This is a genomic window from Arthrobacter sp. zg-Y1110 (assembly GCF_025244865.1).
In the GTDB taxonomy this organism is placed as follows: Bacteria; Actinomycetota; Actinomycetes; order Actinomycetales; family Micrococcaceae; genus Arthrobacter_B.
On sequence record NZ_CP104272.1, the window covers coordinates 1,240,756 to 1,255,513 of the forward strand.

Sequence of the window (14,758 nt, forward strand, 5' to 3'; positions counted from 1 at the left end):
CCGCGTAAATTCAGGGTATCGGGGGCGGCATCGGGTAGCGTGGCTGGTATGGCGACTCGTACTTCCCCTGCCGCACGCAGCGGTGCCTCCGGCCGGACAACGGCCCGGAGCGCCGGCGGCAGCTCAAGCAAGACATCAGGCAAGTCCAGCGCGCGCGGTGGATCCGGAGGCCGGGGGACCTCCGTGTCGCGCCAGGCGCCCCCGGACCAGCTGCCGCTGCCTCTGCGCGCGGTGGAGAGCGCCTGGATGGGCATCTCCCGCATCGCCGGGGCCGGCGTCCGCAAGCTCGGCGCCGATGTATCTCCCGAGCGCGAAATCCGCCGCGACGGGACCGGATTCTTCCTGATCCTGCTTGCCCTTGCGGTCGCCACCGTTGAGTGGTGGGCCCTGCGCGGTCCCGTTGCCGACGTGATCCACGCCGGCGCGGCCGGCACATTCGGCTGGATGGCCGTGGTGCTGCCCTTTATGCTCACCGCCGGCGCAGTGCGCCTGTTCCGGTACCCGGAGCGGCACCGAGCCAACAGCAGGATCAGCATCGGCCTCGTGATCATGCTGCTCGCCGGCTCCGGCATAACGCACATTGCGGGCGGCCTACCCGCATTGTCCGACGGTTTCGACCGGCTCTGGGCCTCCGGCGGCATCGTCGGCTTCCTCGTCGCCGGGCCGTTGTCCGCCGCACTGACTCAATGGCCGGTGCTGGTCCTCCTTTCGCTGCTGGTGTTCGTGAGTGTCCTGATCATCACGGCCACGCCGTTCCGCCATATTCCGCTGCGCCTGCGGGCCATGTATGAACACCTCATGGGCCAGGACCTGGACCCCGATGATCCTGAAGCGCACGACCAGAGCTACCTCTACGGCACGCATAAGCCGGAAAAGGTCCGCAAGCCGCGCAAGAGCCGCCGCGAAAAGGAAGCGGAGGCCGCTGCCGCGCAGGACGGTTTCGCCGGCGACGAAGCATTTGAACGCGCGCTGCTGCAGGACGAGGAAGACGAAGCAGCAGCCGCTGCCGCGGCCGCGCCGGCAGTACCCCCGGGAGTCCGGCGTCCCACGCAGTCCGAACTGGCCACGCAGAAGATCCGCCGCAACCAGGGCCTGCCCGTTGACGGGGGCACGGACACCGCCGAGCCGCCCACCGAGGCCATCAGCACCGTCCCCGGCGCCACCGAGGTCCTGAAGCTGGCCGCCGTTCCGCCCGTAGCGCCCGTGCCGTCCCGACCGGTCCAGCCGGTCCCGCCGAACACGCCCATCCCGCAGCGCACCGAGCAGCTGCAGCTCTCCGGCGACATCACCTATACGCTGCCGCCGTCGGACTTCCTGCCCCCGGGACCGCCGGCGAAGGAGCGCTCCGAAGCCAACGACGCCGTCGTCGCCGCACTGACGCACACGCTCGAGCAGTTCAACGTGGACGCGAAGGTCACGGGATTCTCCCGCGGCCCGACGGTCACCCGCTACGAGATCGAACTCGGCGAAGGCACCAAGGTGGAACGCGTCACCGCGCTGTCCAAGAACATTGCCTACGCCGTGGCGAGCTCCGACGTACGCATCCTGTCGCCCATTCCGGGTAAATCCGCCATCGGCATCGAAATCCCCAACGCGGACAAGGAAGTTGTTGCCCTGGGCGATGTCCTGCGGTCCAACTCCGCACGGAAGACCGAACACCCCATGGTCATGGGCGTCGGCAAGGACGTCGAAGGCGGCTTCGTGGTGGCCAACCTGGCCAAGATGCCCCACCTGCTGGTGGCCGGAGCCACCGGTGCCGGTAAGTCCTCCTTCGTGAACTCGATGATCACGTCCATCCTGATGCGCTCCACGCCGGACGAAGTCCGCATGGTGATGGTGGACCCCAAGCGCGTGGAACTGACCGCCTATGAAGGCGTCCCGCACCTGATCACCCCGATCATCACCAACCCGAAGAAAGCCGCGGAAGCGCTGCAGTGGGTGGTCCGCGAAATGGACACCCGCTACGACGACCTCGCGAACTTCGGCTTCAAGCACATCGACGATTTCAACAAGGCCGTCCGCAACGGCAAGGTGGTGCCCCCGGCCGGATCCAAGCGGGTCATCCGGGCCTACCCGTACCTGCTGGTGATCGTGGACGAGCTCGCCGACCTCATGATGGTCGCCCCGCGGGACGTCGAAGACTCCATCGTGCGCATCACCCAGCTTGCCCGTGCCGCCGGCATCCACCTGGTGCTGGCCACCCAGCGGCCGTCCGTCGACGTTGTGACCGGCCTGATCAAGGCGAACGTACCCTCCCGCATGGCGTTCGCGACCTCCTCGGTCACGGACTCCCGCGTGGTGCTGGACCAGCCCGGCGCGGAAAAACTCCTGGGCCAGGGCGATGCGCTGTTCCTGCCGATGGGATCCAACAAACCCATCCGTGTGCAGGGTGCCTGGGTTACCGAGTCCGAGATCCACCGGGTTGTTGAGCACGTCAAGGGCCAGCTGCAGGCCGTCTACCGCGAAGACGTAGCCGTCACGGCACCGAAGAAGCAGATCGACGACGACATCGGAGACGACCTCGACGTCCTGCTGCAGGCGACCGAACTGGTGGTGACCACGCAGTTCGGTTCCACCTCCATGCTCCAGCGCAAGCTGCGCGTGGGCTTCGCGAAGGCCGGCCGGCTCATGGACCTGCTGGAATCCCGCGGCGTGGTGGGACCGTCCGAAGGTTCCAAGGCCCGCGACGTGCTCGTGAAGCCGGATGACCTGGCCGCCACCCTCGCTGCCATCAGCGGCGGCGAGGCTCCGGCGCCGTCCGGGGGAGCCGGAGCCGCGGCACTGGCGGACAACGCCAATGCCAACCACGGCTTCGACCCGGCCGGGCCGGTGGACCTGGTTGCCGCGGACCTGGAGGGCAGGCCGCAGGCGAGCGACTACCACGACGACGCGGACGACCCGGACGGTTCCGAAGATGCCTGGAACCTCACCGGCCGGTGAATCTTCGCTACGCTGAAGGCGTGAGCAATTCTCCTACCGATAGGGTTCCGACCCTTAATATCGCCAATGCCCTGACGGTGGCGCGGATCCTGATGGTTCCGCTCTTTATCTGGTTCCTGGCGTCCGACGACGGCCGTGACGGCCTGTTCCGTTGGCTCGCCGTGGCAACCTTCGCCGTCGCCATCTACACCGACAAGCTCGACGGAGATATTGCCCGCAGCCGCGGGCTGATCACCGACTTCGGCAAGATTGCCGATCCGATTGCCGACAAGCTGCTGATCGGCTCCGCGCTGGTGATGCTTTCCCTGCTGGGCGAGCTGTGGTGGTGGGTCACCATCGTGATCCTCGTCCGTGAACTGGGCATCACGCTGATGCGCTTCGTCGTGATCCGGTACGGCGTTATGGCCGCCTCCCGGGGCGGCAAGCTCAAGACCGTGGTCCAGACCTTCGCCATTTTCGTGTTCCTGCTTCCGCTGACCGCTTGGCTGGGTGCCTGGGCATGGTGGATCGGCGCCGTCTTCATGGCCGCCGCGCTCGTCATCACAGTGGTCACCGGCGTCGACTACGTCCTGCAGGCCGTCAAGCTGCGCCGCGCCGGCAAGCGCGCATGAATGACGCGCCTGCCGCCGGCCTGGCGGGCGAGGTTGTGGCCGCGGCCCGGGACGCCGGGCTGACCATCGCCACTGCCGAGTCGCTCACTGCAGGCATGCTCTGTGCCGAGCTGGGGTCAGTTCCCGGTGCTTCGGCGGTTTTGCAGGGCGGCGTGGTTGCGTATCAAAATGGAATCAAGCTGTCCGTCCTCGGGGTTCCGGCCGAGCTCCTGGCCCAAGCCGGATCCGTCGACGGGAGGGTGGCTGAGCACATGGCCGCCGGAGCGCGGCGGGTTCTTGGCGCCGACGTCGGGGTCGCCACCACCGGCGTCGCCGGACCTGAAACGCACGACGGCAAGCCGGTTGGTACCGTGTTCCTGGGGATCGCTACTTCCGAAGGGACCTCCGTCCGGGAGTTTCTGTTCGCGGGGGACCGTACGGCCATCCGAACAGCGGCCTGCAGTGAAGCACTCTCCATGCTGGCGTCAGTGCTGGAAGACCGGTAGCGGGGCGGAAATCAGGAAGCTGCGCAGGCGGGAACAAAACCGGCAGGGCGTCAGTTGTTAGTATCAGGAACCGCCAAGGTTCCTTTATTACGATCTTTGGACAGTCTGCGGTACCGCCGCAGTCCGTACTCACAGGGAGCAGGACGATACACATGGTTAAGCAACCCGTATCCGTGAACGGCGTGATCCGCTGGCGGGATGTAGGGTTGGCGGAAGACGCACACCGGGAGCCTAAGGAGCGCAAGATGGTAGTTCTTCGTCACGAGATTGGTGATGTACTCCGCGACGTGCGCCAGCGCCAGGGCCGGACCCTGCGCGAGGTGTCGCATAGCGCCCGCGTTTCTCTCGGCTACCTCAGCGAGGTTGAGCGCGGACAGAAGGAAGCATCATCCGAACTTCTGTCTTCAATCTGCAGTGCCCTCGATGTGCCCCTGTCCCTGATGCTCCGAGAGGTCAGCGACCGGGTGGCAAACGCCGAAGGCGTTGCCATTCCAGACACCGTGCCATCTGAGTTTTCCCGGGAGTTCGCCCGCGAATTCCCCGAAGACCTGGCACGGGACCTGGCCCGCACATCCTAGAAACCGCACACCGCACACCGCAGCGCGTCACGCCGGCCGAACGGAATCGGCCGTAGTGACTGTGTTGCCCCATAGACATACTCCTTGACGCTGTTGCATCAAGGCGAAGAAATCTCCAGAGGAAACCCCCGCAGGCGCGGTGCCTGCGGGGGTTTGTTCTGTCCGGGGCCTGTTCTGTCTGGGGCCTGTTCTGTCCGGGGCCTAGCGGCCGTCCGGGCCGGGAGGTGTGTCCTCCACCTGATCCCCGGCGCGCCGGACGGAAGCATTCAGTTTGTGCAGCAGCCGGACCAGGGTATGGAGTTCCTCCGACTCCCACCCCGTCCAGGTACGTCGGAAGTGCTCCTTGCGCGCAGTGGCCGTTCCTTCCAGGCGCGCAGCACCAACCTCGGTGAGATTGATCGGCTGCGCCCGTCCGTCCTCCGGGTCCGCATGCTTTTCCACCAGCCCCAGCGCCTGCAGCATGGCTACCTGCCGGCTCAGGGAGGGCTTGCCCACGCCGACCGCTGCTGCCAGATCCGTCAAGCGCATGGGCCCCTGCTGGTGGAGCAGGACCATCAGGCCGTAGGCCGAAGGTTCCATATCCGGGTGGACTTCGCGGGCGATCCGGTGGGAGCTGGCCCGGGCACGGCGCCACAGCACGCTGAGTTCCTGCTCAAGGTCCTCTATTGCCGTGTCCTTGTCCGGTTCGGCGCCGGAGGGAGGGTTGCCGTCGGTTAAATCGGCGGGACCGGATGTTTCGGTCATCCTCCATTGTAGGATCGCGGCCCTTCCACGGCACTGGAATACCTCGGGCTTTTGGGGCCGCGGTGCGGTTCGCTGCCGTGTTTCGTGCGTGAGAGGATTAATTGATGCGTATCAGCGATTTCTGGCGGCTTATGGATGACGAGTTCGGTGCGGCCTACTCCAGGGTCCTCGCCGCGGACCTGGTGCTCGGGCAACTCGGAGGGGTCACGGCTGCACAGGCCTTGGACAAGGGCATGGAACCCAAATCCGTATGGCTGGCCGTATGCGACATCCAGGACGTTCCGCCCGAACGCCGGCTGGGCCGCGACGTCAAGCCCAAGGCAAACTAGGGCAGCCGCCGCTCCCGGCGAACGGACACGCCGGGTCCGCTGTTCGAATATTTGTTCGGATAAAGATATGCTCCTACACAGGGGCCCGTCCTAGCCGATGCGGCCCGGGAATATCCACAAGACAACGAGTTATACGTTCCGGTCAGCCGTTTTGTCAGTGCCGCCGGATAGGGTCGTAGATAAGAAATGACGACCGGCCTACGGGCCGCCCACAACCACAACACGAGGTGAAGAATGGCTGCTCCAGCCGACCGCGCAAAAGCCCTAGAGGCAGCGCTGGCCCAGATTGACAAGCAATACGGCAAGGGCTCGATCATGCGCCTGGGCGACGAAGTGCGCGCCCCTGCCGAAACCATTTCCACCAGCTCCGTCGCGTTGGATGTTGCGCTGGGTATCGGCGGCCTGCCGCGCGGCCGCGTGGTGGAGATCTACGGACCTGAATCTTCCGGTAAGACCACCCTGGCGCTCCACGTTGTCGCCAACGCGCAGAAGAACGGCGGCATTGCCGCGTTCATTGACGCCGAGCACGCCCTGGACCCCATCTATGCAGCCAAGCTGGGCGTGGATACGGACTCGCTGCTCGTTTCGCAGCCGGACACCGGCGAGCAGGCCCTGGAAATCATGGACATGCTGATCGGCTCCGGCTCGGTCGACGTCGTGGTCATTGACTCCGTTGCCGCACTGGTTCCGCGTGCCGAAATCGAAGGCGACATGGGCGACAGCCACGTGGGCCTGCAGGCCCGCCTGATGAGCCAGGCGCTCCGTAAGATCGCCGGCCGCCTGAGCCACACCAATACCACCGCAATCTTCATCAACCAGCTGCGTGAAAAGATCGGCGTCTTCTTCGGTAGCCCGGAAACCACCACCGGTGGCAAGGCGCTGAAATTCTACGCTTCGGTCCGCATCGACGTCCGCCGCATCGAGACGCTGAAGGAAGGCACCAACCCGGTTGGTAACCGTACGCGTGCCAAGATCGTCAAGAACAAGATGGCTCCGCCCTTCAAGCAGGCCGAGTTCGACATCATGTACGGCGTCGGCATTTCCCGCGAGGGCGGACTGATTGACATGGGCGTGGAACACGGTCTGGTCAAGAAGTCCGGTGCCTGGTTCACCTACGACGGTGACCAGCTGGGTCAGGGCAAGGAAAACTCGCGCAACTTCCTGAAGGACAATCCCGATCTGGCGGACGAGCTGGAGCGCCGTATCCGTGAAAAGCTCGGAATCGGTGTTCCTGCCGCTGAGGAGCCCGCAGCACCCAAGCTGAAGGCAGTCGGAAAGGACTCCTAGCAGCGGCCCGCGGACCCGGGGACACCGGTCCCGGGACAGCAGGATCAGGGAAGCCGCTCCCGCATGGGGGCGGCTTTCCGTCTGGTCAGCCAGGTCGGCCCGGAAAGGCGCGCTACGGCGCAGCTACTCTCCGCGGTCCGGGGGAGTGGAAGTCCGGGAGGAATAAGGGAGCAAAGTCCCTGGAGCGGATGGCTATGGATACCTCGCAGGAAGAGACCCTGTCAGAGCTGAAGCGGCGGCTTGCCGAAATCAGCGCGGCCGCGTCGGCAACCGCGCCCGCCGGCGGCGGGACCGCTCCGGGCGGCGCGAAGACACCGCGCACCGCACCCGGGCCGGTGGACGCCAAACCTGACGCTTCCAAACCTGCCCGCCGCCGGAAGCCGCCCGCAAAGACCCCCGATGCCTTCAAGGAAGACGGTTTCGGCGAGGAAGCCCCCGCCGACGAGCCCTGGGCGGAACCCGGGACAGGCGGCTCCGGGTCGAAGCGGGGCGGGAAAAAGTCCGGCCGCGGGCGGCAGGGCTGGGGGCAGCAGGATGCAGAGGCGGACCAACCGGAGGAAACTGTCCCGCTGACGCCCGAGGAAGCTTACGCCGAGGCGAAAGCCATCGTCCTGCGCCAGCTGACTGCCTCGCCCAAGAGCCGCAGACAGCTTGAAACCAAGCTTGCGGAAAAGGAAATCCCGCCGGAAGCCGCAGCTGCGGTCCTTGACCGTTTCGAAGAAGTGCAACTCGTGGATGATGCCGAGTTTGCGCGGCTGTGGGTCCGTAGCCGCTCCCAGAGCAAGTCCCTTGCCCGCGGGGCCCTGCGGCGCGAACTGACGGAAAAGGGCATTGCACCGGATCTCGCCGCCGAAGCGCTTGAACAGGTCAGCGCCGACGACGAACTCGAAGCGGCGCGCGCCTTGGCGAGGAAAAAACTCCAGGCCTCTGCCGATCTTTCCGACCGCGGCGTGCGCGACAAACAGACCCGCCGACTGGTGGGGATGCTGGCCCGGAAGGGTTATTCCCCGTCGCTCGGCTTTCGGGTAGCGGCCGAAGTAATCGGTGAAGGCCGGGATGCCAGGGGGGACTCCGTCTAACCTGCGGACTGCGGGCCGGAGCCCGGCCGGCCGGCGGCGCATGGCGAAGCGGGCCTGAATGTACCCGGGCGCAGTGCGCCGAACAGGAAATAACCGGCGCCATTAGTCGTGGTGTCAATCCGACGCGCCGTATCGTATGCTGTGCCAACCATGTTAAAGATGAGGTTGGCGGGGCCCATGTTGCATCCAGTAGGTCGATTCTCTCCGTTGCGTGCCCGGAGAACCCCGTTCTATGCCCTGGTCCTTACGGGCGTCCTTGCCTCGGCGGTCCTCACTGCCTCGCCCGGTTCCGCGGCGGATCCCTACCCTTCCTGGGAGGATATCCAGCAGGCAAAATCCTCTGAATCGGCCAAAGCCGCTGAAGCAGAGAAGCTGGAGGGTCTGCTTACGGACCTGCGCGAGGACGCCGGATCCCTGGGCGATGCGGCAGTGGAGGCAGCGAACCGCCACAACGAGGCCAAGGATGCCCTTGCCGCCAGCGACAAGGAGCTTGCGGCCCTGGCCGCGCAGCGGGAAGCGGCCGCGCAGCAGTCCGCTGACTTGATGCGGCAAGTCGCCGGGCTTGCGGCCGAAACCTACAAGTCCGGCGGGTCCGCTTCCGACAGCATGACGCTGATGCTGCTCGACACGGATGCCTCGGCAGATGCCCTGCACGGCGCGGACCTTATGGACAGGGTCTCGTCTCGGGCGGGCAACCTGTATGCCGGTGCAGTGGCGTCCGAAAAAGTTGCTGACGGATTCCGGGAGCAGGAACAGGAAGCAAGGAATGCCCGGGCCGAGCTTGCCGCCGAAGCGGAAAAGGCACTCCAAGAGGCAGGAGCCTCGGCTGCGGGCGCAGGCAAGGCAGTACAGGATGAAGAAGCCCGCAAAGCCGTCCTGCTTGCACAGTTGGCAGATCTCCACGGCAGCACAGCCGCCGCGGAGGAGGCCCGGCTCCGCGGGATAGCCGCCGAGAAGGTGTTTCAGGAACAGCACGACGCCGCGGAACGGGCGGCTGCAGGAGAGTCCGCGCCGAAGGGGCAGCAGCCGCCGAATCCGCCGGTCGGGGCGGCACCCAACCCGCCGGGAACCCGGCCCCCGGCAGTCACGGTGCCTGCGCCTCAGCCCGCACCCGCACCCGCCCCCGCACCTGCCCCGGTCCAGCCTGCCCCTCCGCCCGCGCCCGCACCGGGGCAGCCGGTGAACGATCCGGCGGGTGCACAGAACTACGCATCCGGGCGCATGGGCGACTACGGCTGGGACGGGAACGAGTTCCGCTGCCTGGTCATCCTCTGGAATCACGAGTCCAACTGGCTAACCACCGCGGACAATCCCTACAGCGATGCCTACGGCATCCCGCAGTCCCTGCCGGGAAGCAATATGTCGAGCCACGGTTCCGACTGGCAGACCAACTACCGGACCCAGGTCAATTGGGGACTGGACTACATCAAGTCCCGGTATGGCACACCGTGTGCGGCCTACGCCTTCTGGCAGCGCAATAACTGGTACTGACCGGGTACCTGTGCGGGCAGGTAGGTTACCTGGCCAACGTCAATAGCACCGTTACCGTTTTGAGACTTTTCCCAGAAAACTCCGATACGGTCCTGCGCTTGTGACTTCAACTAACTTCACCCGACGCGACCAGACCCGCATCCGACGAGCCGTGCGACGCCGTCGGCGGCTCCGCCTAGGTGCCGCAACCGCGCTGGGTTCCCTGGCCGTGGCGAGTGTCTCCGGCGCTGCCCTTGGCACTGCCGGAGCAAACCTCCGGGCCACGGCCGGTATCCAGCTGGTGAACCTGGCCGAGCCGCTCCTTGCCGCCGCCGAGGACGCAGGCAACGCAGATGACGCCGACGACGGCAGGGACAGTGCAGCAGGACCGGACGAGCACCCAGCCACTGGCAAAGTGCCCGATCGGCAGGCGGCGGAGAAACCCCTGGCGGCCGGAGCAGGGACGGGAACAGAGGGTGAGGACCCGGACCACCGGGAGCCCGCAGCGAAGGCCGCAGCCGACGAGGCCGCACGGAGCACTGCAGTGGAGGCAGCCGCGCAATCGGCTGCGGAAGAAGCGGCCCGAGCCGCCGTACCGCTGGACGATCCAGCCGGAGCCAAGGCCTACGCTGCCGCGGCCCTGCCCGCCCGCGGCTGGGATGCGGGCCAGTTGACCTGCCTCGACACGCTCTGGACCAAGGAATCGGAATGGCTGACCAGTGCCCTCAATCCCAGCAGCGGGGCCTACGGAATTGCGCAGTCCCTCCCGGCGGAAAAGATGCAAGTGGCCGGAGCCGACTGGAAAGTCAGCTATTCCACGCAGATCAACTGGGGCCTGGACTACATTGCGTCCCGCTACGGCAGCCCCTGCAGCGCACTCAATTTCCATTACGCCAACAACTGGTATTAGGAAAAAGTCTGCCGCGGGGCATACCGGACGGTACCGCCGATGGACGTACCCTAGGAGGGTGAGTTTGACTGTTTCTTCTCCCGCCCCCGAGGCCCCTGCGGCCCAGCCCCGCACGTACGAGGTGCGTACCTTCGGCTGCCAGATGAATGTGCATGATTCCGAGCGGATTTCGGGATTGCTGGAAGGCGCGGGTTATGTGCCGTCCGACGGCGAACTGGCGGACATCGTTGTGTTCAATACCTGTGCCGTGCGGGAGAACGCGGACAACAAGCTGTACGGCAACCTCGGGCAGCTGGCGCCGGTCAAGGAAAAGCGGCCCGGGATGCAGATTGCCGTGGGCGGCTGCCTGGCCCAGAAGGACCGGGATACGATCCTGCGCAAGGCCCCCTGGGTGGACGCCGTCTTCGGCACACACAACATCGGTTCCCTGCCGGCACTGCTGGAACGGGCCCGGCACAATGCCAAGGCCGAGCTGGAGATCCTGGAGTCGCTGGACGTCTTTCCCTCCACGCTGCCCACCAAACGCGATTCCGTGTATTCGGGATGGGTCTCGATCTCCGTGGGCTGCAACAACACCTGCACTTTCTGCATCGTCCCGTCGCTGCGCGGCAAGGAACGCGACCGGCGGCCGGGGGAGATCCTGGCGGAAATCCGGGCCCTGGTGGACGACGGCGCCATCGAGGTAACGCTGCTCGGACAAAACGTAAACTCCTACGGGGTGGAGTTCGGCGACCGCGGGGCCTTCGCCAAGCTGCTGCGTGCCTGCGGCGACATCGAGGGCCTGGAACGGGTTCGGTTCACCAGCCCGCACCCTGCGGCTTTCACCGACGACGTCATCGAGGCCATGGCCGAGACGCCCAACGTGATGCCGCAGCTGCACATGCCGCTGCAGTCGGGCTCGGACAAGGTCCTCAAGGACATGCGCCGCTCCTACCGGTCAAAGAAGTTCCTGGGCATCCTGGACAAGGTCCGCGAGCGGATGCCGCACGCGGCCATTTCCACGGACATCATTGTCGGCTTCCCGGGGGAGACGGAAGAGGACTTCGCCGCCACCCTCGACGTCGTCGAGCGGTCCCGCTTCGCCACCGCCTTCACCTTCCAGTATTCGAAGCGTCCGGGCACCCCGGCGGCGGAACTGGCCGACCAGCTTCCCAAGGCCGTGGTGCAGGAGCGCTATGAACGCCTCACCGCGCTGCAGGACCGGATTGCCGCCGAGGAAAACGCCAAACAGGTGGGCACCACCGTCGAGGTCATGGTCACCGCCGCTTCGGGCCGCAAATCCGGCGAGACCGGACGTCTCTCCGGACGTTCCCGGGACCAGCGCCTGGTGCACTTCTCGGTGCCCGACGGCGCGCCGGCACCCCGCCCGGGCGACCTCGTAACCGTGCCCGTCACCGGGGCCGCTGCGTTCCACCTGATCTCCGACCCCGCCGGACCTGCGGACTACTCGCTGCGGCGTTCGCGCGCAGGTGATGCCTGGGACCGCTCGCAGGCCGAGTCCTGCGGCGTACCGGCCGGACCTGCAGGCACGCGCACCGGTGTGTCCCTGGGCATGCCCGCGCTGCCGCCGCGTTCCTGAGTGCCCGTGAACCCTTCCCAAAGTCTCCCCAAGTCCCCGGCGGTAACCCCCTTGAGTGCTTCCATACCGTCCGCTTCCGTGTCGTCCGCTTCCGTGCCGTCCGCTTCCGTGCCGTCCGCTTCCGTGCCGTCCGCTTCCGTGCCGTCCGCCGACGAACGGCCGGTGATCGCCGTCGTCGGGCCCACCGGGTCCGGAAAATCCGACCTAGGCGTTGCCCTGGCCCTGGAACTCGGCGGGGAAGTGATCAATGCAGATTCCATGCAGTTCTACCGGGGGATGGACATCGGCACCGCGAAGATTTCCGTAGCCGAACGCCGCGGCGTGCCGCACCACCTGCTGGACATCATGGACGTGACCGAAGAGGCAAGCGTCTCGGCCTTCCAGGCGCAGGCACGGGAGCTGATTTCCGAAATCCGGGCTCGGGGCAGGTACCCCATCCTGGTCGGAGGTTCCGGCCTGTACGTCCGGGCCGCACTGGACGTCCTGGAATTTCCGGGCACCGACCCGGCGGTCCGCGCCGGGATCGAAGCCGAACTGGAAACCCGGGGCCTGTCCGTGCTGCAGGACAGGCTGCGGGAAGTGGACCCCGTCTCGGCCGAACGGATCTCCGATGCGCGCCGGGTGGTACGCGCACTGGAGGTGGTCGAGCTGACCGGACGCCCCTTCAGTTCCTTCATGCCGGTGCGCCAGTACGTCTCGCCGGCCGTGCAGATCGGCCTCAGCGTGGAACGTCCGGTGCTGCATGAGCGCCTGGCCCGCCGGGTGGACAAGATGGTGGAACAGGGGCTGCTCGAAGAAGTCCGGCGGCTTGAGCCGGCCGGACTGCGGACCGGCCGGACCGCCTCGCGCGCCCTGGGATACGCACAGTTCCTGGCCGTCCTGGACGGGAAATCGTCCGTGGCGGAAGCCTCGGCGGCAACAGTGGTGGCTACCCGCCAGTTCGCCCGCCGGCAGCTGACCTGGTTCCGTGCGGATCCCCGGATCACCTGGCTGGAGCATAACGACCCCCGGCTGGTGGCCCGGGCGGCCGCGGCCGTCCGGGAAGGGCACCCGCCCAGTATCCTTGGTAAGTGACCAATACTTCTGCCTCCTCCGCCGCATCCCTGTCCGCCTCCGGCCTTCCCTCTTCCCTTGCGGGACTGCCCTTCGCGAAGGGGCACGGCACCGGCAACGACTTTGTGCTGGTAGCCGATCCCGACGCTGCGCATGACCTTGCCGCCGACGAGGTAGCCGCTGTCTGCGACCGGCACCGCGGTGTGGGCGGCGACGGTTTCATCCGGGCCGTCCGGTCCGAGCATCTGCCTGAAGGCCGTGCCCTGCTGCAGACGGCTCCGGAAGCCGAGTGGTTCATGGACTACCGGAACTCGGACGGCAGCATCTCCGAAATGTGCGGGAACGGGGTGCGCGTCTTCGTGCACTTCCTGCTGGAAGAGCGGCTGGTGGAACTGGCCGAAGGCGCATCTTTGGTGATTGGTACCCGCGCGGGGATCAAGACCGTAACCCGGATGGCCGGCGGCTATGCGGTGGACATGGGGCCCTGGGAGTTCATTTACCCCGACCATGCGGCTGCCAAATCCATGGACACGGTGGTCAACGCAGACGGACTGGAAGTGCCCCGCCCGGGCCTGTCCGTCAGCATGGGCAACCCGCACACCGTCGTGGCCCTCGCGGAACTGGATGAACTGGCAGCCACCAACCTGACCGCAGCACCGTCAGTGCAGCCGGAGCCGGAGCACGGAACCAACGTGGAGTTCGTGGTCCCGGCCGAGCCGCTCGTAGAAGACGGGGTAGGGCTGCTCACCATGCGCGTCCACGAGCGCGGCGTCGGCGAAACCCTCTCCTGCGGTACCGGCGCCTGTGCGGCCGCCGTAGCCACCCGGTTCTGGGCCGGAGCCGAAGCACCCGATGACTGGGCCGTGACGGTGCCGGGCGGCGTCGTCGGCGTCCGTTTCCTGACCGGGCCCGACGGCCGCGAACATGTGGAGCTCAGCGGACCGGCCGTACTGGTGGCACGCGGAACCCTGCTCTAGGCGCTGCGTTCCACCTTCAGGGTCCGGAAGGACTTCGCGGTGCTGTGGCGGGAGACGGTGAATCCGGACGGCAGGGTCTCCGCCAGCCAGCGCTGCAGGGAATCCGCGCCCAGGTTTTTCTGCACCACCAGCCAGGCAGTTCCTCCCGGCGCCAGGCGCGGCAGCCAGAGCAGCAACAGGGCGTGCAGCTCCTCTTTGCCGATCCGGATCGGCGGGTTGGACCAGATGGTGTCGAAGCGTACTTCCGGGTCCACCTCCTCCGGCAGGGAGGCCGTGACGTTTCCACAGCCCAAGGCCGCTGCGTTATCCCGGGTCAGCGCGATGCAGCGTTCGTTGACGTCGACGGCGTAGACCCGGGCCGCCGGGGATTTCAGCGCCAGGGTCAGGGCGATGGGTCCCCAGCCGCAGCCGATGTCCAGCAGGTTGCCGGTTTCCGGCGGCGCGGGAACTTCCTCCAGCAGCACCATCGTGCCCTTGTCGATCCCATCGGGGCTGAAGATCCCGCCCGCTGTCTGCAGGGTCCGTTCGGCCCCGTTGAGGCTGACGCGCAGCGGTTTGCGGACCTCGGGCCCGGACGGTGTGGAGGAGAAGTAGTGCTCTGTTGCCATAACAGTCCAGATTAGTCGCTGCAGGCGTGTGGCATGGAATTTATGGGTGGCCGTACGGGTTGTAAAGGACAGCTGGCGCGGTAGGGATCCATTGCGGAGAAGGTTGTT

Annotated in this window: 14 protein-coding genes; 12 read left to right on the forward strand and 2 right to left on the reverse strand. The window is 66.5% G+C overall.

The genetic code is table 11. The annotated features are described in order from the left end of the window. Nucleotides 1-48: 48 nt before the first annotated feature. The 4 genes from N2K99_RS05735 (at nucleotide 49) to N2K99_RS05750 (ending at nucleotide 4,614) form a co-directional block, all read left to right on the forward strand. Nucleotides 49-2,940 carry a DNA translocase FtsK gene (locus N2K99_RS05735; protein WP_227934578.1) on the forward strand — a complete coding sequence of 964 codons (2,892 nt, stop codon included), beginning with the start codon at nucleotides 49-51 and terminating at the stop codon, nucleotides 2,938-2,940. Nucleotides 2,941-3,032: 92 nt separating this feature from the next. Then, on the forward strand, nucleotides 3,033-3,551 hold the full coding sequence (locus tag N2K99_RS05740; RefSeq protein WP_231711989.1) for a CDP-alcohol phosphatidyltransferase family protein: 519 nt from the start codon (nucleotides 3,033-3,035) through the stop codon (nucleotides 3,549-3,551). Next, nucleotides 3,548-4,036 carry a CinA family protein gene (locus N2K99_RS05745; RefSeq protein ID WP_227934580.1) on the forward strand — a complete coding sequence of 163 codons (489 nt, stop codon included), beginning with the start codon at nucleotides 3,548-3,550 and terminating at the stop codon, nucleotides 4,034-4,036. Before N2K99_RS05740 ends, N2K99_RS05745 begins: the two co-directional genes overlap by 4 nt. Before the next feature lie 152 nt (nucleotides 4,037-4,188). Next, nucleotides 4,189-4,614 carry a helix-turn-helix domain-containing protein gene (locus tag N2K99_RS05750; RefSeq protein WP_269436632.1) on the forward strand — a complete coding sequence of 142 codons (426 nt, stop codon included), beginning with the start codon at nucleotides 4,189-4,191 and terminating at the stop codon, nucleotides 4,612-4,614. A gap of 201 nt (nucleotides 4,615-4,815) precedes the next feature. Here N2K99_RS05750 and N2K99_RS05755 read toward each other — a convergent pair whose 3' ends face one another. Further along, on the reverse strand, nucleotides 4,816-5,358 hold the full coding sequence (locus N2K99_RS05755) for a MarR family winged helix-turn-helix transcriptional regulator (RefSeq protein WP_227924505.1): 543 nt from the start codon (nucleotides 5,356-5,358) through the stop codon (nucleotides 4,816-4,818). 104 nt (nucleotides 5,359-5,462) lie between these two features. On the opposite strand from N2K99_RS05755, the gene N2K99_RS05760 reads away from it, so the two are divergent. The 8 genes from N2K99_RS05760 to dapF all read left to right on the forward strand — a co-directional run bounded on the left by N2K99_RS05760 (nucleotide 5,463) and on the right by dapF (nucleotide 14,042). Continuing rightward, complete coding sequence (locus N2K99_RS05760) at nucleotides 5,463-5,687, forward strand: DUF3046 domain-containing protein (protein WP_227924506.1); 225 nt, start codon at nucleotides 5,463-5,465, stop codon at nucleotides 5,685-5,687. Nucleotides 5,688-5,921: 234 nt separating this feature from the next. Beyond that, complete coding sequence (gene recA, locus N2K99_RS05765; RefSeq protein WP_227924507.1) at nucleotides 5,922-6,974, forward strand: recombinase RecA; 1,053 nt, start codon at nucleotides 5,922-5,924, stop codon at nucleotides 6,972-6,974. Between the two features lie 194 nt (nucleotides 6,975-7,168). Further along, nucleotides 7,169-8,053, forward strand: a complete 885-nt coding sequence (locus tag N2K99_RS19075; RefSeq protein ID WP_308036469.1) for a regulatory protein RecX — start codon at nucleotides 7,169-7,171, stop codon at nucleotides 8,051-8,053. A gap of 177 nt (nucleotides 8,054-8,230) precedes the next feature. After that, nucleotides 8,231-9,544: a lytic transglycosylase domain-containing protein gene (locus N2K99_RS05775; RefSeq protein ID WP_260554878.1), complete on the forward strand. Its 1,314-nt coding sequence runs from the start codon at nucleotides 8,231-8,233 to the stop codon at nucleotides 9,542-9,544. A 100-nt stretch (nucleotides 9,545-9,644) separates the two neighbouring features. Further along, on the forward strand, nucleotides 9,645-10,433 hold the full coding sequence (locus N2K99_RS05780; RefSeq protein ID WP_227934582.1) for a hypothetical protein: 789 nt from the start codon (nucleotides 9,645-9,647) through the stop codon (nucleotides 10,431-10,433). Nucleotides 10,434-10,491: 58 nt separating this feature from the next. Further along, on the forward strand, nucleotides 10,492-12,012 hold the full coding sequence (gene miaB, locus N2K99_RS05785; protein WP_227924510.1) for a tRNA (N6-isopentenyl adenosine(37)-C2)-methylthiotransferase MiaB: 1,521 nt from the start codon (nucleotides 10,492-10,494) through the stop codon (nucleotides 12,010-12,012). Between the two features lie 138 nt (nucleotides 12,013-12,150). Beyond that, complete coding sequence (gene miaA, locus N2K99_RS05790) at nucleotides 12,151-13,086, forward strand: tRNA (adenosine(37)-N6)-dimethylallyltransferase MiaA (RefSeq protein WP_227934605.1); 936 nt, start codon at nucleotides 12,151-12,153, stop codon at nucleotides 13,084-13,086. Next, the gene (gene dapF / locus N2K99_RS05795; RefSeq protein WP_227924512.1) at nucleotides 13,083-14,042 is read left to right on the forward strand and encodes a diaminopimelate epimerase; all 960 of its coding nucleotides are present in this window, start codon (nucleotides 13,083-13,085) and stop codon (nucleotides 14,040-14,042) included. The genes miaA and dapF overlap by 4 nt, the downstream gene beginning before the upstream one ends. Here dapF and N2K99_RS05800 read toward each other — a convergent pair. After that, nucleotides 14,039-14,650 (reverse strand): class I SAM-dependent methyltransferase, encoded by a 612-nt coding sequence (locus N2K99_RS05800; protein ID WP_227934583.1) that lies wholly within the window; start codon nucleotides 14,648-14,650, stop codon nucleotides 14,039-14,041. The two genes, dapF and N2K99_RS05800, sit on opposite strands and share 4 nt — an antisense overlap. Between the last annotated feature and the right edge of the window lie 108 nt (nucleotides 14,651-14,758).

Bases quoted from the DNA above. Each gene is read 5' to 3' on its own strand.
- recA (WP_227924507.1), top strand. From the start codon at position 5,922: ATGGCTGCTCCAGCCGACCGCGCAAAAGCCCTAGAGGCAGCGCTGGCC.
- N2K99_RS05775 (WP_260554878.1), top strand. From the start codon at position 8,231: ATGTTGCATCCAGTAGGTCGATTCTCTCCGTTGCGTGCCCGGAGAACC.
- N2K99_RS05745 (WP_227934580.1), top strand. From the start codon at position 3,548: ATGAATGACGCGCCTGCCGCCGGCCTGGCGGGCGAGGTTGTGGCCGCG.
- N2K99_RS05740 (WP_231711989.1), top strand. From the start codon at position 3,033: ATGGTTCCGCTCTTTATCTGGTTCCTGGCGTCCGACGACGGCCGTGAC.
- N2K99_RS05800 (WP_227934583.1), bottom strand. From the start codon at position 14,650: ATGGCAACAGAGCACTACTTCTCCTCCACACCGTCCGGGCCCGAGGTC.
- N2K99_RS05760 (WP_227924506.1), top strand. From the start codon at position 5,463: ATGCGTATCAGCGATTTCTGGCGGCTTATGGATGACGAGTTCGGTGCG.
- N2K99_RS05735 (WP_227934578.1), top strand. From the start codon at position 49: ATGGCGACTCGTACTTCCCCTGCCGCACGCAGCGGTGCCTCCGGCCGG.
- N2K99_RS05750 (WP_269436632.1), top strand. From the start codon at position 4,189: ATGGTTAAGCAACCCGTATCCGTGAACGGCGTGATCCGCTGGCGGGAT.
- N2K99_RS05755 (WP_227924505.1), bottom strand. From the start codon at position 5,358: ATGACCGAAACATCCGGTCCCGCCGATTTAACCGACGGCAACCCTCCC.
- N2K99_RS19075 (WP_308036469.1), top strand. From the start codon at position 7,169: ATGGATACCTCGCAGGAAGAGACCCTGTCAGAGCTGAAGCGGCGGCTT.